General features: G+C 42.1%; 17 protein-coding genes. 12 read left to right on the top strand and 5 right to left on the bottom strand.

From position 1 onward, the window contains the following. Positions 1 to 76: 76 nt before the first annotated feature. The 3 genes from QUA80_RS15260 to QUA80_RS15250 form a co-directional block, all read right to left on the bottom strand. Positions 77 to 1822 (bottom strand): hypothetical protein, encoded by a 1746-nt coding sequence (locus QUA80_RS15260; protein WP_333425808.1) that lies wholly within the window; start codon positions 1820 to 1822, stop codon positions 77 to 79. A gap of 276 nt (positions 1823 to 2098) precedes the next feature. Continuing rightward, positions 2099 to 3079 carry an SMP-30/gluconolactonase/LRE family protein gene (locus QUA80_RS15255; RefSeq protein WP_333425807.1) on the bottom strand — a complete coding sequence of 327 codons (981 nt, stop codon included), beginning with the start codon at positions 3077 to 3079 and terminating at the stop codon, positions 2099 to 2101. 266 nt (positions 3080 to 3345) lie between these two features. After that, a complete protein-coding gene (locus tag QUA80_RS15250) occupies positions 3346 to 5070 on the bottom strand; it encodes a zinc metalloprotease HtpX (protein WP_333425805.1) in 1725 nt (574 codons plus the stop codon). Positions 5071 to 5296: 226 nt separating this feature from the next. Here QUA80_RS15250 and QUA80_RS15245 point away from each other — a divergent pair, with 226 nt between their 5' ends. The 3 genes from QUA80_RS15245 to folB all read left to right on the top strand — a co-directional run bounded on the left by QUA80_RS15245 (position 5297) and on the right by folB (position 8815). Beyond that, the gene (locus QUA80_RS15245; protein WP_333425804.1) at positions 5297 to 6580 is read left to right on the top strand and encodes a glutamate-5-semialdehyde dehydrogenase; all 1284 of its coding nucleotides are present in this window, start codon (positions 5297 to 5299) and stop codon (positions 6578 to 6580) included. Positions 6581 to 6974: 394 nt separating this feature from the next. Next, on the top strand, positions 6975 to 8333 hold the full coding sequence (locus QUA80_RS15240; protein ID WP_333425802.1) for a serine/threonine-protein kinase: 1359 nt from the start codon (positions 6975 to 6977) through the stop codon (positions 8331 to 8333). Between the two features lie 125 nt (positions 8334 to 8458). Next, the gene (gene folB / locus QUA80_RS15235) at positions 8459 to 8815 is read left to right on the top strand and encodes a dihydroneopterin aldolase (RefSeq protein WP_333425800.1); all 357 of its coding nucleotides are present in this window, start codon (positions 8459 to 8461) and stop codon (positions 8813 to 8815) included. A 98-nt stretch (positions 8816 to 8913) separates the two neighbouring features. Here the strand turns inward: folB and QUA80_RS15230 are convergent, their stop codons facing one another. After that, positions 8914 to 9246, bottom strand: coding sequence for a DUF565 domain-containing protein (locus tag QUA80_RS15230; protein ID WP_333425799.1), 333 nt, complete (start codon positions 9244 to 9246; stop codon positions 8914 to 8916). A 356-nt stretch (positions 9247 to 9602) separates the two neighbouring features. On the opposite strand from QUA80_RS15230, the gene QUA80_RS15225 reads away from it, so the two are divergent. The 4 genes from QUA80_RS15225 (at position 9603) to QUA80_RS15210 (ending at position 13447) form a co-directional block, all read left to right on the top strand. After that, entirely contained in the window at positions 9603 to 10178 is a 576-nt protein-coding gene (locus QUA80_RS15225; RefSeq protein ID WP_333425797.1) for a hypothetical protein, read from the top strand. A gap of 165 nt (positions 10179 to 10343) precedes the next feature. Beyond that, the gene (locus QUA80_RS15220) at positions 10344 to 12497 is read left to right on the top strand and encodes a glycosyltransferase family 39 protein (RefSeq protein ID WP_333425796.1); all 2154 of its coding nucleotides are present in this window, start codon (positions 10344 to 10346) and stop codon (positions 12495 to 12497) included. A gap of 42 nt (positions 12498 to 12539) precedes the next feature. Continuing rightward, positions 12540 to 13067 (top strand): GNAT family N-acetyltransferase, encoded by a 528-nt coding sequence (locus QUA80_RS15215; RefSeq protein WP_333425794.1) that lies wholly within the window; start codon positions 12540 to 12542, stop codon positions 13065 to 13067. Positions 13068 to 13204: 137 nt separating this feature from the next. Continuing rightward, positions 13205 to 13447 (top strand): hypothetical protein, encoded by a 243-nt coding sequence (locus tag QUA80_RS15210; protein ID WP_333425792.1) that lies wholly within the window; start codon positions 13205 to 13207, stop codon positions 13445 to 13447. A gap of 23 nt (positions 13448 to 13470) precedes the next feature. Here the strand turns inward: QUA80_RS15210 and QUA80_RS15205 are convergent, their stop codons facing one another. Then, the gene (locus QUA80_RS15205) at positions 13471 to 14082 is read right to left on the bottom strand and encodes a hypothetical protein (protein WP_333425790.1); all 612 of its coding nucleotides are present in this window, start codon (positions 14080 to 14082) and stop codon (positions 13471 to 13473) included. Positions 14083 to 14106: 24 nt separating this feature from the next. Between QUA80_RS15205 and QUA80_RS15200 the strand changes: the two genes are divergently transcribed. From QUA80_RS15200 to QUA80_RS15180, 5 genes are all read left to right on the top strand, one after another. Next, positions 14107 to 14325, top strand: coding sequence for a hypothetical protein (locus QUA80_RS15200; protein ID WP_333042039.1), 219 nt, complete (start codon positions 14107 to 14109; stop codon positions 14323 to 14325). Next, on the top strand, positions 14322 to 14591 hold the full coding sequence (locus tag QUA80_RS15195) for a ParE family toxin-like protein (RefSeq protein ID WP_333325934.1): 270 nt from the start codon (positions 14322 to 14324) through the stop codon (positions 14589 to 14591). Before QUA80_RS15200 ends, QUA80_RS15195 begins: the two co-directional genes overlap by 4 nt. A 58-nt stretch (positions 14592 to 14649) precedes the next feature. Then, positions 14650 to 14886, top strand: a complete 237-nt coding sequence (locus QUA80_RS15190) for a type II toxin-antitoxin system Phd/YefM family antitoxin (RefSeq protein WP_333425788.1) — start codon at positions 14650 to 14652, stop codon at positions 14884 to 14886. Between the two features lie 164 nt (positions 14887 to 15050). Beyond that, complete coding sequence (locus QUA80_RS15185; RefSeq protein WP_333425786.1) at positions 15051 to 19004, top strand: hypothetical protein; 3954 nt, start codon at positions 15051 to 15053, stop codon at positions 19002 to 19004. Between the two features lies 1 nt (position 19005). Then, positions 19006 to 21318, top strand: coding sequence for a hypothetical protein (locus tag QUA80_RS15180; RefSeq protein WP_333425784.1), 2313 nt, complete (start codon positions 19006 to 19008; stop codon positions 21316 to 21318). Positions 21319 to 21330 lie beyond the last annotated feature (12 nt).

Raw genomic sequence — 21330 nt, 5'->3', positions numbered from 1 at the left:
AGCTTCAGAATCCGAATAGTTCTTTCTAGTTCCCCTGCTCTTCCTGAGAAAGTATATTCCAAGGCTCTGCCTCGGCTTAATTCCCAGTCACTTTCACAATACAAGACGCATCCAAAACCACTACAACTTCATTTTGAAAAACAGCACAACTTGTCATTGCTGAAGCTAAGGCGGGAATTTTCCCTTGTTTGAGAGAAAGCATCGCCTCTTGGGTAGTATCAAACTGATTTAGCCAGCCGTAATCCTCCACATACTGAAGAGTCAAAGCCTTGCGATCGAGCATCCACAAATCAACTCCATATTGATTAATAAAATTTTGCAATACAGTTCGATCGGGATTGTACTGAGCGCGAATTAAGTCGGTAACTCGCTGCCTATATCTGCTGTAGTAGCCTTTCTGATACGGCACTGCATATTCCTTTGCCACCAAAACTGAACGCTGACTAAAGGTTGGCAAATTATCAGTCTCTACCGCTATTGAAGCAACCAGGATATCTTTAGGTTGTTGCTCAAAAAACTTGTACAAAGCCGGCATCTTACCTTCTAGATACCCGACTGTGGGAAATTTTTCGACCAAGCAGGGATAAAGGACAACGGCGATAGCGATTGTCGCTGTCGTCATTAGTGCAATTATCTTTTTAAAATGAAATGTTGTTGCGGTTTTTGATGCCCAATGACCGACTCCATCAATGATTAACGTTAAGACGATCGCACTTATTAAAACAATAATAAATCGCAAACTGTATGCAGTATAGCGACCTGGTTGATATAGCTTAAAAATGGTGGCATGAGCCGCAAAAAACATCGCCGAGGATGCTAAAAATAGCTGAAGCAAAAGCCAGATTTTGCTTTGAATCTGATGTGCTAAGGGAAAAGCCGATCGCAAAAACAGCAGCAGCGGAAATAACAGCGCGACACAGTGAGTTACAGGCGTAAACAGCGACTTGGGAAACATCCCGCTACCCCGCCCTGTCAGCCAATAATCTTTGGGATTTGAATGAAAAAAAGCATTTCTGCCGTCTGGTACAAATTCGGCCATTTGCTTCGCTTCTGCTGCGGTATAAGTTGGGCCAAATTCCGAGTTATCTAAGGCATAGGGCAGCATTACTAAAAAGATTACTCCCAAACCTGTACTGCAAAACAGGTAATTTGTCCGATCGCCCGACAAGCGCAAACTGCCGTTTTTCCAGGCTAGCAGGCGCAAAACTAAAATTCCGGCAGCAACCAAGGCGTAAGGAGGATAGAATAGTCCGATCAGCGCGATCGCTCCCAAACAAGGCAGCAACGAACTGCGCGACAAATAATATAAAAAAGCCAGGAATATCGGATATATAAAAGCTCTTGGCGTTGTGGAAGCCAAATCATCGGTCATCCACATATGCTGATTTAGCAGCAAAGATGCAATAAATCCAGTCATCGGCACTGGCAGCATTTCTAGACACAGGCCAAAACAGTAATAAGTGGAGATTAAGCCGAGAAATAGCGGCAATATTTTGTGAAAAAATAGCGGGTGAATGCCAACTGTTGCGGCTAATTTGTACAGGGTGCTGTATCCTGCGGGGGCGATTGATTGAAAATAATTAGCAATGAAATCGTTGGGGAATAATGCGGGATCGACAAACCGCATCATCCAGAAAACGTGCTGCCTCGCATCGTCTTGCACCATATACTCGGCGCTGAAGACTTGCTTGAGTCCTAAAACACTATAAACTGCGGCAAATGTCAAGCTGAGAGTCAACCAAAATATTGTGCGCGATCGGGATTTTTCATCAACAGTCGCAGTCAGAAATTTATGCAAGCGGGCTATGAACATTGCAGTCATTCGATTTTAGATTTTAGATTTTAGATTTTAGATTTTAGATTTTAGATTTTAGAGGCGACCCCACGGATCGAGACGGGGGCTTGAGAATTTGAGATTTTAGATGCTTTCGATTGATTCCACGGATCGAGACGGGGGCTTGTACCATCAAAAAATTCTCGGTCAAAAAATGTCTTAAATAAAAGTTTGCAGCAGCGCTTAAGAACTACTACAAACAAATACTTTATATGAGATTCGCCTGCAAATGCAGCTTTACTTTCAACTTCGCCCGATTTTAGATTATTTTCCAGCCCGCACGCCCGGAATTTTAAGGCGAATTCGATAAAGACTTTTACTTGCAGTAATGTAAAGCGTTTTGCGATCGCTTTCTCCCCAAGCCAAATTAGTCGCCGTCTCAGGGACAGAAATCTTCCCCAAAAGCTTGCCATCCCGGGAAAAAATCCACACTCCCCCCGGCCCGGTGCTGTAAATATTTCCCTCTAAATCAACTTTTAAACCGTCGGGTACTCCGCTTTGACTGGCGTCTTTTAACTCAGCAAAAAGCTGCTCATTTGTAACAGTTCCGTCTGGTTTTACATCGAAAACGGCAATGTATCCCGCTTCCGAATTGTTGACATAAAGTTTTTGCTCGTCTGGTGAAAAAGCGATGCCATTGGGCAGCACCAAATCCTTAACCAGCAGAGTTAATTTTCCGTCGGGTGCCAACCTGTAAACACCGTAAAAACCCAATTCTTCCTGCTCTTTACTAACACCGTAGGACGGATCGGTAAAATAAATACTGCCGTCGGATTTAACAACCAAATCGTTCGGACTGTTGAGCCGCTTGCCCTCGTATCTATCCGCCAACGTGATAACTTTGCCGTCCTTTTCTGTGCGAGATACGCGGCGATTTTCGTGCTCGGCAGTAAGCAAGCGGTTTTCTTGGTCTAAAGTATTCCCGTTGGCTTTTCCCGAAGGGCGGCGAAATACCTCAACTTGCTGGTTTGATCCAAATTTATAGATAATATTGGCGGGAATATCGCTGAAGAGCAAAAAGCCGTCTGGATGCCAAATCGGGCCTTCTATAAATTGGAAATCGCCAGCTAGTTTTTCTAATTTTGCGCTGTCATCGAGAATACTTTGCACGGTGTTTTTTTTCTCCGGGTGTGCCGTTTGGGCGGTCATTTTTGTTAAATCACCCCTAACTTTTTTGCTGGGGTTGCTGACTGCTAAAGTTAATACTATCAACAACAAACTAATTGTAGCAATTTTGATTGTCATGTTTGCTCGTAACTGAATTACTTCCTTACCGCCCTAAGATTATCTATCTCCTTCTTTACTTATTCCTTTCTTCTTTCTGTGCGACAATATCGCTATTGCGCCCCTTAGATAACACGTCGAAAGCGGTTAGTTACCTCACTATTTTGATAAGAAAAAAAGATAATTTAGAGGGTATTAAATTCGATAGTACCGTATGTAACAAAAAAAAGAAGCTCGAATTGTCGAGCTTAATTATATTTAACTTAAAAGGTTTCACCTGTCAAGTGTTAAGCTGGAAATGACACGAATAGAAATGCAATACCGATCGCGATCGCACCGATACCCATCACAAAAGACCAGAAGCGGTGATAACTCTTAACCGTCGTACCGCTATCGCTTTCAAGCTGAATCAAATCCATCCAAGGTGCAACACCCCGGCGGAACCAACCTAAAGCGCTAACATCCATTCCAATCAAACTTTCAACCCGTTTCATGCCAAACAGAAAATTACCAATTGGCCCAAAACGAGAAGCATATCGCAGATAAATCATTCCCGTTCTGTCTTGCAATTTCAAATCAGAACCGAAGGCATAACCCGCATCGCCGCGACCAATTAATTCGCCTTGCAGTTGCGCCGGTTGACCCCGCAGAGGACTTGCATAAGGGTCAGACATTAAGGTTAAAACATCTAAGCGTTCTGCTTGTTCATAATTCGGGAACATTACCAAAGTCTTGAGCAAAATTCCCACGCCCAAACCGATTAAAGGACAAGCAACCATCATCATCGGGTTTGCAGCAGACAGCGAAATGCCGATCGCAAAACCCACCGCTAACCCCAGAGTTTCTGCACTGTACAGCAGCACATCGAACACAAAATTTCCGTACAATTTCCGCTTGCTCAAAAGATTGCCTTCGCCGACAATCCGGCCCATGTCAAACTCAACATCCAAGCCTAATTGTTCGGAATAAGTGCTCAAAGCGCGAACTCGTTTACCAGTCAGCGGGTGAGTCGAGTTCAACTCCATCCACCAACCCCACGGATTAAACATATCCCACAAAAACACTCGCCCAATCTTTTCCGGTTCCGAAGAAATCCTGTAAGCAGTCCCAGTAGATGTGGCAGCTTTGGCATCGTAAATGCCTAAAGCGCGAGTTCCTTCTAATAAGCGGCTGGGTTCTGTTGCCCTTTGTCCTTCTTCCAAAATACCGTAAGCAATTTTTACTAAAGCGCGAGACAAAGCATTGGGGTTGCCAGTAGTTTCGGCAGCAAAATGGTCTGCAAAATATTCTCGCGTCCGCGACAAATACAGCAATAAATAAGTGCCGGCGATGTAAAACAAATAAGCAACAGCAGCTACAGTACCCGCCGCATCTTTAGCTTTGTCGCCACCACTTCGACCCATCCTTTGAGCTGTAGTGTAAATTAAATAAGTAATCTGCACCAAAGTCGAAGCTAAAGTCATTACTGCAAAGTCCCAGTGGACGATGTGACCGAGTTCGTGGGCGTAAACAGTGGCAATTTCCTCGTCGTCTAAATAGGTGAAAAGACCTTGACTGACGACTAAGCGAGCGCTGTTGGGAACTGAACCGTAAGTAAAAGCAGTGGGGTTTTGGTCGTCGATAATTCCTAAACGCGGCTGAGTCAGTTTTTTCTGCTTGCAAACCTTCTGAATAACTTTCGCTGTTTCGGGACTTAGGCTTTCAATTTCTGCTAGGGAAACCCAGCGAGTATGGTACAGCCAATTTTGAGTTAAGTCCATCAAGTAAGGCGATAGGAAAAAAGCAGCTATGTTAAAAATCAGGGTAATCGGAAGTGCGATCGCCAATCCGGCAACGGGATCGGGACTGTTGAGAATTAAAACTGAGGCTAAAGATAGCGCTAACACCATACCAAACAGCAGGCTGATGGTGACGCCGGAAGCTAAAACCAGGTTTCCGCCAGTTTTCTGTATCAGTTTAACCCCGGCTTTGGCTGCTCGGCCTGCCTTGCGTAAAGGGGCGTGAGATGACATAATAATCTCCTAAGGTTATTGACAAATTGAAATGACCGTGGGATTTTATCTATACTTCACTGTTTTAACCTGTGAATGCGGATTGCTGTCAGGGGTCTCAACAAAAATATAGAATTTATTCTAGAATTGTTAAGACTGAAAACTGCCCCGAAATTTATTTGTGCGGATTCAATTCAAAACTCAAAATTCAAAACCCAACAATCAAAAATATTTAAAACTTACTGCCATGTCTATTATTGAAATTGCCCAAAAAACGCGCGTATCTGCTAGAAAGTTGGCAGTTTTGTCTGGTGATGCCAAAAATCAAGCTATTGAAGCTATTGCGAAAGCTTTAGAAGCTGCTGCGCCAGATATTTTGGCGGCGAATGCGGCTGACTGCAAGGCGGCTGAGACGGATGGAATTGCGAAACCGCTGTACGATCGCCTAAAGTTGGATGAGAGCAAGTTGAAAAGTGCGATCGCAGGCGTGCGCGACGTTGCAAAACTCGCAGATCCCGTAGGTTCCGTGCAAATTCACCGCGAATTGGATACAGGATTAATTCTCAAGCGCATCACCTGTCCTTTGGGCGTTTTAGGCATTATTTTTGAAGCGCGCCCCGAAGCTTTAATTCAGATAGTATCCTTGGCAATTAAATCGGGAAACGGCGTCATTCTCAAAGGCGGCAAAGAGGCTGTTCGTTCCTGCGAAATCTTGACAAAAGTGATACATCAAGCATTAGCAGAAACTGCGGTTAATCCAGAAGTCGTGCAGTTGCTAACTACGCGGGAAGAAACAATCGAACTGCTCAAAATGGATGAATATGTAGATTTGATTATTCCCAGAGGTTCTAATTCCTTCGTGCGGTTCGTGCAGGAAAATACCCGAATTCCCGTGTTGGGACACGCCGACGGCATTTGTCATTTGTACGCAGACAAAGCAGCGGATATTCAGAAAGCAGTAGAGATTTGTGTAGATGCAAAAACCCAGTATCCAGCAGCCTGCAATGCCATTGAAACTTTGTTAGTTCACAGTGCGATCGCCCCCGTTTTATTGCCCGCTGTCGCCGCAGCTTTGCAGCCGAAAAAAGTCGAACTGCGGGGAGACGAAAAAACTCGCGCCATCCTCGAAAATATTGCCGAAGCAAAAGAAGCTGATTGGTCTACAGAATACAGCGATTTAATTTTGTCAATCAAAATAGTAGATTCTGTGGAAGAGGCAATTAATCATATCAATAATTACGGTTCCAGACATACAGATGTCATTGTCACCGAAGATAGCGAAGCCGCCGAAACATTTTTAAATGGAGTCGATGCGGCCGGAGTTTATCACAATTGTTCGACTCGATTTGCCGACGGTTTCCGCTACGGTTTCGGTGCAGAAGTGGGGATTAGCACCCAGCAAATGCCACCTCGCGGGCCTGTTGGTTTAGAGGGTTTGATTACCTATAAGTATCGAGTTGTTGGAGATGGCAATGTTGCTGCTAGTTATGTAGGGAATGATGCGAAGGGGTTTACTCATCGGGATTTGTAAATCCTTGACAGCCTATCAAACTCGACAATAAAAAATGTAGGGGCTGGTTTTACCAACAATATTTGATGTTCGCGAACAATTTATATAAACCCGCCCCTAGACAGCCGATAATCAGATTAACCTGATGTTCGATCGAATGCCAAAAATGTAGATTTGGATTTGCCGCCCAAGTGGGGGCGGGTTTATTATATTTTTGGTTTCTAACATAGATGGTTGGTAAAACCCGCCCCTACGATATCCTGTAGATCCTAAATCTTAAGTAAAGTGTCCCTTCTCCTTCATCCATCCCAAAAAAAAGCGATCGCCGTTCCTTCCCTCGCATTCAAACAAACTTAGCTACAATGAGCTATACTGTCCTCGGCTACTCCCCAAATCGAACAATTTGCCGTGGTTTATGTCTAACTCCTCCCTCCTCACCCCAGGTTCGACTCTCGAAAAACGCTACCGCATCCTCCGCGAATTGGGTCGCGGTGGCTTCGGGCGCACTTACCTCGCAGAAGATATCAACCGCTACGGCGAAATCTGCGTGCTCAAAGAGTTTTCTCCGGTAGTTCACAGCCCGAAAGCGGCCGAATTGTTCGATCGCGAAGCGAGTATGCTTTACAACCTCCAACACCCGCAAATTCCCCGCTTTCGAGAACTGCTGCGAACCGATTTGGGCGGGAATCCATCTTTATTTTTAGTCCAAGATTATATCAAGGGTCAAACCTACGAAGAGATATTGATATCGCGCCAGCAGCAAGGTAAAAATTTTACCGAAGCCGAAGTGACTCAACTGCTATTTCAGCTTTTACCAGTTTTAGAATACATCCACTCAAAAAATTTAATTCACCGCGATATTTCTCCGGATAATATTATTCAGCATGATGCTGACAAACTACCATTTTTAATTGATTTCGGTTCAGTCAAGCAAATCGCAGCCAATGCCGTACTTCAGTTTAACGGACAATCGGATACGGCGATCGGCAAACAGGGTTATGCGCCAGCCGAACAAATGCGGCTGGGGAAAGTTTCTGCTGCTAGCGATTTATACGCTTTAGCCGTCACGGCTTTGGTACTGCTAAGCGGCAAAAAGCCTCAAAAATTGTACGATATCAATAATAAAACTTGGGATTGGCGATCGCACGTCAGTGTCAGTCAAAATCTCGGTACTGTGTTGGATAAGATGCTAGCAGAACAACCGGGCGATCGCTACCAGTCCGCAAAAGAAGTCCGCGAAGCACTCAAAGATCCCAAACTATCTCAAATTGGCAGTATAATTTCCCAAATGGTGACAATGAACTTTGTCGGCCGCCCCTTCAAACACAGCACTCAAACTGCTACGAATAACAATACTCCTGTGGGGCAGAACCCTCAAATTGTTAACCGCAACACTAGCAAAATTAAGCTAATTCCTTGGAAAACACTCGCGACTTTAAGTGTGGTTTTATTGCCGGGAATTCTAGCTTTTAGTGCAGTCAAATCTGGTTTTACTCTCCCAAAGTTACCAGAACTGCCAAAACTTCCGAATTTTCCAGATAAGTCTTTAGATGCAGAAATAGCTAGGCAAGAGAACATTGGCAAGCGCCGCAAAAATCTCAATATCGAGCCGGATATTTTTTATAATAAAGTCGATGAATTATTTTACAACAAATATCCAGAATTACAAGGTCGTACATTGACAGACAAGCCCGAAGATGCAGAAATTAGAAAGAAATGGTATCAAGTTGCTGAGAATTTTTTGGACAGGTTGGAGAAGGGAGAGCAGTTTTGAAATTTAAAAGAGAATAAGAATGATTGAACCGCAGAGGGCGCAGAGGGCGCAGAGTGAAAAGAATGAGAATTCGATCGGGTTCAATGTAAATTGGTATATGCAATGCAGTTTTAATTTATTTCAAAATGGATTCAATTCAACTTACAGGAATTCGCTGCTACGGCTACACCGGGTATCTGCCAGAAGAGCAGGTCTTGGGGCAGTGGTTTGAAGTGGATGTCACTCTCTGGTTAGATTTATCCCCAGCCGGAAACAGCGATGATATCGAACATACCCTTGATTACCGGAGTGCAATTACTCTGGTTCAACAGCTAGTCAAAAACTCGAAGTTTGCATTAATCGAACGGCTAGCAGATGCGATCGCCCAAGCACTTTTACAACTGCCTTTAGTCGAAAAAGTCAAGATACAGCTCTCAAAACCGGCCGCTCCCATCCCTGACTTCGGCGGCAGAATTACTCTAGAAATTACCCGAAGTAATTAATCTATATTCTTAGCGTGGCGAGGGCGGGTTTGGGTAATGGTAAACTTGCTTGATTGCATATAGCCTCACTCAACCCGCCCCTATAGATTCAAAATTTTTTAAGAGCCCAGTTTGAAAGCTTCCACAAATAAACTGTAAGTCAGGCCAATTTTCAGAGAATTGAGCACCTCCACCCACAAATAACCGGCTGCGGGCCTCTTGCCGCCGTAAACCAGTCGGTTCGTCAACTCCGTCAACAACACCAACAGCCCGGCCGCGATAATATCCCAATCAGCGGATTGTCCGGCAATCGTCGAAATAGCTGTTCCCAAAAAAGTGCCCGACAGCAGGCTAATTATCAGGATCGAAATCCGCCGCCAAGGATTGCTCAGCCAGCGTCCGAATTGCTCGCCCAGAACATCAATCAATCTGTTAATTCGGGTATTCTGCATAGAAGTTATACCATTGTAGATTTTAGATTAAAGAATTGGGAATGACTGATGACGATCGGGGTTTGGAGCACGGGCCTATAGTTGCATCTTTTTTTAAACTGGTATTAAAAGTTATACTGATGAGTCAAAAAATGCTGCTTCAGACCAACTCCAAATCTTGGCCGGGGTTAGTACGCCACCATCTAAAATCTAAAATTTAACATCTAAGATGGTATTGAGCGATCGCCAAGTTATAGTCCTGAACAGTCAGGTAGTTAAGTGTAGCTGTATCTTGTGGCACCGCAGCCCCGGGTTCTACATTAAGGATAGTTATGAATAATTGCGGGTGTGCAGTCTATCCTTTAAGCATAAAATTTATGAAGCTTAAAATTTACCAGATCGTAATTGGAGTGACGATCGTCCTAATTACAGGAATGTTTCTAGGACGTTTTGAAATCACTATCTCCAACGGTTCAAATCAGTCGAGCGATTGGCCCTCACAAGCCACCGCACTCCCCCCCATGCCGGTTTCCCCAGTCGCCACAGCTTCTGCAGGCACCCCCAGCGAACCCAAACCCGACTCAATACCAACCCCCCCACAGTCAGAGGAGGAATTGGTTTCCTTAATCCCTGTAAATGCTAAAGCCTCCGGTAGTCTGCGCGTCAGCAACCGCAGCGAACACCCAGTGCGAGTGGCCCTGCTGTCGAAACGGCAAGCCGAGAAATCCTACGGCAAACCGGCGCACTGGGATTTTGCGCCGGGAGAAGGAGGCGACAAGGGACTGATGCTATCGCTGCCGGAGGGCAAGTTACAAGTCAAACGGGGAGACATTCTGGTGGTTTTTGCTCAGGACGGTTCTCGCCGCTACTGGGGGCCTTACGTCGCCGGGGAGACACCCTCGCCCGCTTGGAACCGCACAGCCAGAGAATGGCAATTAATTTTGCAGCCTTGAACCCTTAGGTGCAAGTGCCGAGATTTTGGTCGAGAAACCCGGTTGATACGGTCTTGTTGAGAAGGGTGCGGCGATGTGAGGTTAAACTCACATCGCCGCACCCTTATCAAGAACAGGCTTTCGGGCCTGTTCCACAAAGTGAATTTTTTTTTGGGGGCCGACAGGATGCCCGCCCGTAAAAGCTTTATTGAGAAGGGTTCAACATCTCAGTTGAACCGCATTCGATCGAATTGGGAGTTTCGAGAATGCGAATCTTTCGGTAGACTCTCTATGCGAGCTAAAATTTTAAATCTAAAATCGCAGGAAGTTTGGGTGAAGGAAGTTATTAAAAATTTGTCAGAGTTTAGGAATCGCCCGTTAGCGAAGCGATCCGAAGGAAAGTCCGCCCCTACGGGGGCTACGCCAACGAAGAGGATCGCGCCAAAGCTGCTGTCGCTGTTGTGGCTGTGCGCCATCGCCTTGGTGGCTTTTTTGTGGAATCTCGGTAACATCGGTTTAGTTGACGAAACCGAACCGCTGTTTGCCGAAGCCGCCCGTCAAATGACGGTGACAGGAGATTTCATCACTCCTTATTTCAACGGCGAAACCAGGTTTGACAAGCCGCCGTTGATTTACTGGCTGATGGCAGTGGCTTACCGCACTCTGGGCGTTAACGAATGGGCAGTGCGTCTTCCCTCGGCCTTGTGCGCGATCGGTCTGACTTGCCTCGGATTCTATACTCTACAACAGTTCACTCGCTCGAAGGAACAAGGAAGTTCGGCAACGAGCCCTGTACGGGATGTAACGGATTTAACGGATGTCACGGATGTCAGCAAGAAGGAAGAAGTCCGATGGCAGCCGGAAGAAGAAACAGAGAATAACAACTCAAAACTCAAAACTCGCCGTCTTCCCCTCTTTTTTTCTACTCCTTGGATTGGTGCTGCCCTAATAGCTTTAAATCCCCAAACTATTGCCTGGGGACGGACTGGCGTTTCAGATATGCTATTAGTCGGCTGTATGTGTTCGGCAATGCTCGCATTTTTCCTCGGTTACACCCTCGAAGAACAGAGAGAAAAAACAGAATTTTCTACGGTTTCCGCTTCCCGATTTCCCAATAAGTGGTATCTGACTTTTTACGTACTAATTGCCTTAGCAATTCTGGCTAAGGGGCCTGTGGGAATTGTCGTGCCAGCGCTGATTGTTGGCAGCTTCGGGCTTTATTTGGGAAATTTTCGGCAACTTTGGCGCGAAATGCGTCCGGTATCTGGAATCTTGATTATTCTGGCGATCGCCCTGCCGTGGTACATTTTGGTTATTTTAGCCAACGGTCAAACTTATATTGACAGCTTTTTTGGCTATCACAATTTCCAGCGTTTTACCGGAGTAGTCAACAAGCACTCGGCGCCTTGGTATTTTTACTTTTTTGTCGTGCTAGTTGGTTTTGCACCCTGGTCGATTTATTTGCCTGCGGCGATCGCCCGCACCCGTTTTTGGCAGCGCAGTTACTGGCGCCGTCAACCGCGATCGGCTCAGTTGAGTTTATTTGCCCTATTTTGGTTCGCCTGCATCTTTGGCTTTTTCACGATCGCCGTGACCAAATTGCCGAGTTATGTATTGCCTTTAATCCCCGCCGCTGCGATTTTGGTAACGCTGCTGTGGAGCGACATTATTGCAGGCAACGAACCAGAAAACAGGCGGATCAAGTTAGAAAAAAAACCTAATTATTTACCGCGAGGGCTGTTAGTTACATACATTTTCAATGTCATATTTTTATTAATTGTAGCCGGAGCAATTTTCTACAGCTACAACTGGCTGGGAGACGACCCGGCAATGCCCAATTTTCCCCAAGCAATTCAGCAGTCGGGATTGCTGATTGTAGGCGGTGCGATTTGGATAACTACAGCAGCGGCGATCGCACTTTTACTTTGGAAGCGGCAACAGCGCTGGATTTTGGTTGCTAACCTCATCGGGTTAGTAGCATTTATCATCTTTGGTCTTACTCCCGCCTACAAAGTGGTCGATATCAACCGCCAGTTACCTCTGAGACAGTTAGCACAGGTTGCGGTTCAACAAAAACTGCCAGGGGAAGAGTTTATTATGGTTGGTTTCTGGAAACCAAGTCTGGTTTTTTATACCCAAGGGCCGGTGACTTACTACCGAGCTGTCCCAAAGGCGATCGACTACATTAAGGAATCTAAAAACCCAACTTCTCCCTCTATTTTGTTGCTGGGATATCCAGAGAAATTTGTGCAATTAGGATTGCAGCCAAATCAATATCAATTGTTGGACAGTCGGGGCGCTTACCAACTCGCCAGGGTTCCGAGAACGGCGTTTCGCTAGTGCCTGTAGTGCGATCTCATACTTGTTAAACAAGGTAGAAAAATGATTGAAACTAACAATCTTCAACTACTTCCCGTCGAAAGGATTCACGTAGAAGCTTTCTTACGCAATAAAAGCGAGCTGGCAGCAATTTTAAATGTCATCGTGCCTAATAGCTGGCCTCATTTCCCGGAAGCATTTTCCCTCCCCGCTGACGAATCTTGCGAATTCAATCCGCCTCCAACTGACTGGCGCAGCTACTTCTTTATTCATCCAAAAAATGAAGTGCTTGTCGGCAACGGAGGTTTCAAAGGCTCACCTGATGAGTCGGGGACTGTAGAGATAGGTTATGAAATTGCTTCCGAATATTGGAATCGCGGATTTGCAACTGAGGTGGCACAGGCAATGATCGATTATGCTTTCGCTCACGAGAAGGTGAAAGCAGTCATCGCTCACACTTTAGCTGAAAAAAATGCCTCGAATAGGGTGTTGCAAAAAGTGGGAATGAAGTTCATTGCAGAGGTGGGCGATCCTGAAGAAGGCAAGATATGGCGATGGCAAATAAGCAGGGACGAATATCATCCGACTTGAACTGTAACGCCGTTTGGCTGTTTAAGTCACTGGTTTTGGCGGTAATTTGAAGGTTCTCGGTTGGAGCATTAAATCTGGCAGATTGAATAAAAGCTATAATCCAGTCACTACCTAAAACCCGAAGCTCGGAGCCTACAATGGTTTCAATTCTCAACAAACCCTCCTCGTTAATCCATGAGATTTGCATGGAAAAAGTCGATCGGTGGAAGTTGTTCAAATTTAGTGAATCGCTCCAACAGCGCATGGAACAATTGTTAGAGAAGAAGAAGGCAGACCAACTAATGGCAGAAGAGGTAGCGGAACTCGACGCTATTGGGGAATTAGATCGCATCTTTACCCACATCAATGCAATGATGGTGGCTGAAGATGTCAATCAGTAACCCGACGATATAGAAAGTTTGGGTTAGCCCCGCCCTTCAATGTATCCCTTGACAAGTTGGGTAAAAGCTAATATCTCAAGCATTAAATAAGTGAATAAATTAGCTATTAAAAATGATTTATTAACTTGGCTTTTTTCAATTTTTTTTACTCCCCAACTCCCTATTAATAATTCTAGGTAAACGGAAAAGAAAAACATAGGAATGAGTGTAATCATAATTTCCAACGGCAGAAATGGAAAAGAACCAGGCTGTACAGGCACGGTTGTGTGGAAGACGATATGTCCCATAAACGCCCCAATACATACGATAATAAAACCTCCCCCTATCGTCGATATGATATTTGTTATAAAAGTAATAAAAATTGCTTTTAGGATACTGAGATTGAGTAGCTTTTTGTGAATATAAGCTTCTATGGCGATAATTGGGATGAGCAAAATAATTTGATAGAAAACACTCTGACTGAATAGTGGAATTCCTGCATTTGCGAGATATAGAGATGTATTTAAGTGCATAAAAAAGCTAATAAAAAACATAGAAGTGGGTTTCCCGTAGTTATTAATGATGATAATTAGCCTGCCATTTGTTCGAGCTACCCTCAACTTGGCTGAAACAATGGATAATGGATAAGATGCCATTTTCATTCTAAAAGTGTGGTAGCCATGACTGAGTTACTCGAACGTGCGATCGCCAAGTTGAAAACATTGTCTGCCAGCGAGCAAGATGCTCTCGCTTCAATGATTCTGGAAGAACTTGAAGACGATAGGCGCTGGGATCAAGCATTCTCCCGTTCCCCAGATGCTCTTGCTAAACTCGCAGCGGCCGCAATGGCTGAGTATCGTGCAGGCAAAACCCAAGAACTCGATCCAGAAACATTGTGAAGTCAAACACTACAACCGAGTTCCGTAGATTATTTGCTGATTTACCCGAACAAGTTCAACAGCAGACACGCGGGGCGTATCGCCAGTTCAAGGAAGACCCAAGTCATCCAAGCCTGCGTTTCAAGAAGGTGCATCCTGACTTACCAATCTACTCAGCCCGAATTAGCAAAAACTATCGAGCAGTTGGTCAGTTGGATGGAGACACTGTAATCTGGTTTTGGGTTGGTTCACACGCAGAGTACGATAAGTTTCTGGGGCAGTTGTAGCAGTGTCTACAGCCAGCCAATATCAATTAGAAAAGTGTATTTAGACAAGTGCAAAATTATGATCCCAATCAATGAAGCTCAACAGCAGTTACAGCAGTTGATCGATGCGGTGAGTCAGTCGCATCAACCTATTGTGATTGCAGGACAGACTAGCAATGCAGTGTTATTATCTGAATCTGACGGGGCATCTGTGCAGGAGACACTGTATCTTCTATCAGTGCCAGGGATGCGGGAATCGATTCGGGAAGGAATGGCAAGGTCGATCGAGGATTGCGATCGCCAGTTGCAGTGGTGAATGGGAATCTGGTATACACCAAACAGGCACAGAAAGATGCCAAAAAACTGGTGTATAGCGATTTACGAGACAAAGCACAAGAGTTCAGGCGCTACTATGGGTATCAGTCAAATAAAAGACTATCCCACGATATGTATTTACTCTAGATAAGGTGATAACACATAATGCAAAAGCAAATAGACGATATTAATCAGCAGTTAGAATCAGTTCGTTCCCAAATTATTAATTCCTACCTGGCAACTATTGAAGATAGCTTTCGAGAAAACCGTCCCCAACTAAAACTCATCAATTATGGTACGGGTTCAGGAAAAACTCACCAATTGTTTCAAGCAATTTATAAAACCATAGAAGAACATTCAAATATTCAAATAATCGGTATATATGTGGCGCCATTGAGAGAACACTTATGCGTTCCCACTTCAGTTGAGAGCCAATACCCAAATATTCCGGTCTATAAAATAAATTCGTTAGAAATGAAAACGACGGATGAGTATATCAAATCATACAAGGACTTGATATCTTCAATTCTCAAAAACAAAAATATTTGGAAAATTGATAAAAAAGTATGTTCTGATGAAAATGTTCAGGAAAATCGACGAAGCCTGGAGAAAGTAAAAGATGTGATTAAACGCCTTGAATATGTAAAAAGCACAGGCTTTGGAGATGAGGATTTTAATAAATCTGAGACTACGAAAGCAATACGGGAACTGAACAACTTAATTGAAAAATTTTTAGACTTTTTTATCAAAGGTGAATTAGATCAAAGAAATTGTCCGGCTGAATGTTTAAAGTTAATTGAAATATTTTACCCCCTCCATCTTCTGCAAAAAAAATCGGGGATTTTGATGCTCACCTATGATAAATTTGAAACAGCTATTCCGTACTTTATCCACAATGGTACAAAATGGGTAAAGAAAAGCAGTCATCTCGATAAATACGTTATCGATCATACAGACAACTCCCGAAAGTTTATCCTTGCCTTGGACGAGCAGGAAGATGGCTATCAAATTATGCTAGAGAAGAAGATTGATATCATCTCTCCTGAAAAACTGGCAATCAATAATGCGCTGTCATCTATCAATAGAGAATTTTCTATGCTGTTTTCAACTCAAAACAATGAAAACAGAAATTTTTTAAATTTTATAGATAAGAATAAGGGAGCTTTTTACGAATTTCAAGAACACTTTGAAAAAGACAAAGCCCTAGAACCCACACTGCAAAAATTCGCCCGCATATATCAACGGTTGACCTTTGAGGAGGGAAACTCTATCAATTTTTTAGAAAAAATAGTAAAAATTAAAAATGGGCTTGACGAATCAATGAAAGAAATTGTTGGGATTTTTGATAATAATGATGAACAAAATCCCATTATAGTAGATTTTCAAATGTTATCCAGAGTTATTTCAAAATTTGAGAATAATAGAAGTTTGTTGATTCCTCAAAAGCTTTACAATAAAATATGTGATGATTTAATGAACATTTTTGCATACAACAACCTATACATCTACAACCTAGAACCCCTGCAAAAATTGTTTTTAATCAAACCTTCTGGCGGCCACGTCCAAATCACAGAGGAAAAAGTTGCAGATAATACCTCTGTAGCAGAGTTAATTTATGCCATTCTAGCTGTGCGATCGCAAATCAAAACCATCAAAGATTTTCTAGCGAAGGTCTTAGATGCTGAAGATTCTCAATCCCGTTCTTTAGAAATTTGGTCAGAACAAATAGCTAGAGTCCAAAAGGCACGTGAAGAAAGCCCCTCGCAAAATCAACTGCTAAAATACTTAAATACTGCTTATGTCTATGAAAATTATAAGTCGATCATAAATATAAAAGAAATTTCTCGTTATCAAAATCCTAAAAATAATCTCATCGATCGCGCCCTTAGAGAAGTTTCTATTGGTAGTACGGCTATATTGACTTCGCCTGAATTCAAGATAAATTCCATGTTATGCAATAATAGTAATGTGATGTTTTTGATTTCAGCAACAGGAGGAATTTTAGGAGATTTAAGCACGAGTTATGATATGCAGTATTTAAAAGATAAATTGCGGAATGCTAGTGAATCCGGTCAAAGTTCGTTTAAGGAAATGAGCGAGGAAGAAGTATCGCTTTGCGAAAACATCAGAGAGAGTCGTGAGGCGAAGCGACAGATTGCAGTAAAGTTTTTCGGTGAGGATTTATTGTCTTTCCCAAATAACGAAACTCAAAAAGTTGTGGAACGATTTGAAGAAACTATTTTAAAAAGTTTTATCGACGATATAAAACAGGATGGGAATTGGCTGGGTATTTACAAAATCCAAGAACTTCAAAAGTTTATTCGTTTCTTGTTTTACCTGTTTGAGGATGACTCAATTCAAGAAACAATTGCTTTTACTCAAACTCTACGCTGGATTAAAAAGTTAATTCAACATTGCGAACGGCTCAATCATGCTAACTTTATATTTGAGTTGTCACCAGAGCATCCAAACATATATTATGTGGAAGTGAAGCATAAAAACTATCAGAGTAAGATTCGGATTAAAATAATTTTGTATGATGCCTCATTCAACAGTCTTTACTGCGACAAAAAAGCTCCTAACACGTATTTGAATGAGCTGGTTGAAAAAGAAGGGGAAAAAATCTTCTTTATATCGGCTTATCAATCAGCTTCCAAAGGATTGAATCCAATCATCAAAAACCATCACGGCGATGAAAAAGATTTCGACTCTTTAGTTTTGTTAATGGACAGTTACTATACAGTAATGGGTCCATCGCTTAACAAATCAAAAGATTCGGGATTATCTATTACGCTTTACCATTTTGCCTTAATGAAAAGTATTGTAAACTTGGGAGAGTCTAATCTTGAAATCAAAGATTTCAACAAATACCTCAGCCAACCAGAAGCTGAAGCATTTCGACAGCAGCAACACCAGATTTTATTAGGTAAACAAGTTTTGCAAGCGATCGGCAGATCTGAGAGACGCGATTTTCCCAACCAAGTAGTAAAAATATTTGTTAATGAAGAAACCAGGAAAAACTTAGTGAATTTTTACAGATACCTGGAAGGGAAAGAAAAGGAGGAAATTCGGAAATTTTCCGTTAACAACCACAAAGTCTACTTAAGCGTTCGAGAAGAAGAGAAAAAACGAGCGATTAAGGATTATGACGATCATGTTATTGATGAGATTGATGCGACTCTGGCTTTTCAAGAGTTTAGAACACAAATGTTGGAGGAAATCGATCGCTTTCATCTTAATAAACATACTTTTGATATCGCACAAACGTGGGATGCGTTGCGCGACCCAATTGTTTTCAAAGACCCAGCCAAGTATCTGGAAAAGTTGCGAAATTCCGGGCTATTTCCTGATAATTTTATTGAGTCATTATTCTATCACAACCCAGAACAAGTTGAATTTACGCCCTATTTAGCTTCAGAGGAAGAAAGCGGTAAAAAATTCCAGATTATCAGTGATAGCATCAATGGGGAAAAAATCTATCCTTACCAGAAGCGGTTATATCCTGAATATCTAAAAATCAGCGAGCGTGGCTATGACTTAGAAGGTAATGAAATTAGCTCCCTAGATCCTTCGACTGATTCAATCTACAGACGGTACAACAAGTTGATGCAACAACCGCAAGTTTTTAATACTTATATTCCGCGTCCGCATTTCTTTTACGATGTGTTGTATCCCTCACTCGCTGAAAATTTTGTGGAAGGCTGGATTAAAGATGAAATTTTCCAAGGCAAAGACTGGAAAGACATAAAATCCAGCTATCGTTTTGAGCCATTGCGAGATTTCCAAAAGTATCGTAAGCTATACGAGCGGTTTGATTTGTACTATGTCAAGGAGAATACGCTATTTTGTATTGATGTTAAAGCTTGGAGCGTGGCTTCGGGAAATCGCCTGTCCAAAAAGACGCTGGATAAAACCGAAAACAAGCTGAAGGAAATTGTTTCAGAGTATCGAGAATTTAGCACTGCGAGAGGGTTACTTCTTAACTTGCACGCCGCCCAAGAAAAAAATCAACAACACTCACCCATGTTATTTTCGGGAAATTTGATTTTCTTTGACGATCGCAATTGTCCAGTACAATCCAATATCCTCACAGAGTTTTTGTTTCAAAAGGAGAAATAAAATGAAAAATAAAACAGCAGCCTTATCAGATATATCGCGAACCAACCAACTAAAAATCGTAGAAACTCCACAACAAGTTGCCGAAAAACTGTTTCAGTATTTATTTAAAAGCGGACAAGGGATAGAACATTTTACTCTTGAATATCGGCTTGCTGAAGATAAAGATTCTGAGAATGAGGATTCAGGGGCTAGCTTTTATAAAGAACGGCATAAATACATTAAAAATGAAATCAACAAAAGGCTGGCTGAACATGGGAAAGAACGGGAAAATTCAGACATTCAATACTTCCTATCCTATACTGGTGGCAAAAAATATGTGTTTTTTTTATCGCCTAATAAAAATCATTCGGGATGGCAAAGGTTATTTACAGACAATTCTAGCGATCGAGAAAGAATTTTCAACCTCATTTTCAAGTTTTATATTCTGTCTCAAGGCTTATACTTTGAGACACTGAATGGTTTTGAAGAATTACTGTTACTCCATTCCAGGAATCTCAGCAAATCGAAAGAGGCTCTTTTGGTGTGGGGACAAAACTTGTTAATCAAATACAATCAACATGGCGTACTCACATTAACCTTGTCTCGAAAACACCGACTCTTCTTACCAAAAGATAGCTACAGTACCATAGATGGTGATGATTTAGGAGATTTGTTGGTCTACGACAATAAGAACTACTACTTCGAGCGAGACCTAGATGCTAGGAAAAAAAATAAAATAAATTTTATGCAATTTGATAGCGATCCCAAAAATTATGACAATTTCAAAAAGACTCAGCTTTATCATTACCAAAACCTCATGACAAAACTTGAGGGCTTTTTAAGTGAGTGCCAGATTAAATTTAAATCTCTTGATTTTCAGGCTGACTACTACTTAGAAAACCCTTTCATCAAAAACATAGAGTCTGTAGGCTCCTTAGAGATTATTAACAATACTGGGGTCGATTTAACTGAATCTGACCGACAATTTTTGCAATGCTTCCTGAAACATCAAGGGGTATCTACGATCGCATTTTACAATGAAGGAAAAACTGTCAGTACCTACGAACAAGTACCTGACGGTGAGGACGAAGTTTGCTGGAGAATTAGCGAATCTATTAAATGGTCAGAAATTCAACTAGAACCGGGAAAAAACTATTTGGTTTTCAATAAACTTTTGGAGGAAGAAGCGGGTTCGATGGCCTACCAGAGAAAAGACGCTCTCTGGTGTCCATCAACAACATTAGATAATAAATCGCCAGTAGATTTCTATTCACAGTTAAAGAATAGATTTAACTATTTAGAGACAGGAGTTTTTGTTAGCACCCAGGGCAGAAATATACCTGAATTTACTGGTGTCGGAAATAAGAAATCAGCTTGGGCGGTTCTTAATTATACATCTCAAATCGATCGGGATAGTCTCCAAAACGATACGAAAGCTTTTACAGAGGGGAGATTATTGGATGTAGAGGGTTATATTTCCTGCTATTTAATAGGACAAGAAGATAGCGAACAATGGGAAAGTTTCTGCGATAAATATAAGATAAAGATTTCCCCTGAATTTCAGAAAATCTTGATTGAGTTGGGAATTAAGAACTGGATCTCACAGAGTTTGTCAAATCCGAACTTGGGCTTGCGTATTACTCATGAATCATTTCCTGAAAAACAATTTTTTAGTATTTATGTACGCAGCCCTAAAAATAAGGAAGCTAAAGCGGTTGCGGTAGAATTTCTGTATCAAGATGGTTACCTATACATAAAAAATGTAATGCGCGATTTGAAACAAATAGAATCGAAATTTCGATTTTTAAGAAGGAGAAAAAAATTTTCAGAAAAATTAATTAACGATCAAAAATATTTTGTAGATGAATCAGAGGCACTGTATATTAGTTGTTATACAGATGATTTTTATACGCCCACATTAATTGGACGGACTGGTATTATTGCAGATATGGAAAGCGGCCAATTAACAATCGACAGAAAAAACAAAGGTGAAAATAGTAGTAGATTCTTACCTTTGGTATCCCATTACAACAGCGAGATTAAACCTATTAACAGAATCCAAAATATGATAAGTTTGGATTTGAAAAACGAAATGTTTATTCAGTATTACGTGCCTCCCGCACAAAATCTCGTAGCATCGCTTAAGAAAGGGTTTAGAGTCTATCATTTGATTGGGAATAGATATTCCGGAGAGTCAATTCCTACATCTGAGCTGATCGACCATCCCATTACAGCTTTACATTTTAGTACGCTAACTCAAAATGTTTTAAAAATCGGTGAAAACAGTCAGTCATCTCTGTTAGAAAAAGTGGCAAAAGTATTAATTGAAAATTGAAAAAAGGAGGAA

This window comes from Microcoleus sp. F4-D5, from assembly GCF_036704885.1.
Taxonomy (GTDB): domain Bacteria; phylum Cyanobacteriota; class Cyanobacteriia; order Cyanobacteriales; family Microcoleaceae; genus Microcoleus.
The sequence above is the reverse complement of the archived record's forward strand: the minus strand, read 5'-3'. Positions and strand labels throughout refer to the sequence as shown.

Coding starts and splice junctions, on each gene's coding strand:
- QUA80_RS15245 (WP_333425804.1), top strand. CDS start 5,297: ATGTCTATTATTGAAATTGCCCAAAAAACGCGCGTATCTGCTAGAAAG.
- QUA80_RS15250 (WP_333425805.1), bottom strand. CDS start 5,070: ATGTCATCTCACGCCCCTTTACGCAAGGCAGGCCGAGCAGCCAAAGCC.
- QUA80_RS15180 (WP_333425784.1), top strand. CDS start 19,006: ATGAAAAATAAAACAGCAGCCTTATCAGATATATCGCGAACCAACCAA.
- QUA80_RS15215 (WP_333425794.1), top strand. CDS start 12,540: ATGATTGAAACTAACAATCTTCAACTACTTCCCGTCGAAAGGATTCAC.
- QUA80_RS15210 (WP_333425792.1), top strand. CDS start 13,205: ATGGTTTCAATTCTCAACAAACCCTCCTCGTTAATCCATGAGATTTGC.
- QUA80_RS15200 (WP_333042039.1), top strand. CDS start 14,107: ATGACTGAGTTACTCGAACGTGCGATCGCCAAGTTGAAAACATTGTCT.
- QUA80_RS15205 (WP_333425790.1), bottom strand. CDS start 14,082: ATGGCATCTTATCCATTATCCATTGTTTCAGCCAAGTTGAGGGTAGCT.
- QUA80_RS15190 (WP_333425788.1), top strand. CDS start 14,650: ATGATCCCAATCAATGAAGCTCAACAGCAGTTACAGCAGTTGATCGAT.
- QUA80_RS15230 (WP_333425799.1), bottom strand. CDS start 9,246: ATGCAGAATACCCGAATTAACAGATTGATTGATGTTCTGGGCGAGCAA.
- QUA80_RS15255 (WP_333425807.1), bottom strand. CDS start 3,079: ATGACAATCAAAATTGCTACAATTAGTTTGTTGTTGATAGTATTAACT.
- QUA80_RS15240 (WP_333425802.1), top strand. CDS start 6,975: ATGTCTAACTCCTCCCTCCTCACCCCAGGTTCGACTCTCGAAAAACGC.
- QUA80_RS15220 (WP_333425796.1), top strand. CDS start 10,344: ATGCCCGCCCGTAAAAGCTTTATTGAGAAGGGTTCAACATCTCAGTTG.
- QUA80_RS15260 (WP_333425808.1), bottom strand. CDS start 1,822: ATGACTGCAATGTTCATAGCCCGCTTGCATAAATTTCTGACTGCGACT.
- QUA80_RS15225 (WP_333425797.1), top strand. CDS start 9,603: ATGAAGCTTAAAATTTACCAGATCGTAATTGGAGTGACGATCGTCCTA.
- folB (WP_333425800.1), top strand. CDS start 8,459: ATGGATTCAATTCAACTTACAGGAATTCGCTGCTACGGCTACACCGGG.
- QUA80_RS15185 (WP_333425786.1), top strand. CDS start 15,051: ATGCAAAAGCAAATAGACGATATTAATCAGCAGTTAGAATCAGTTCGT.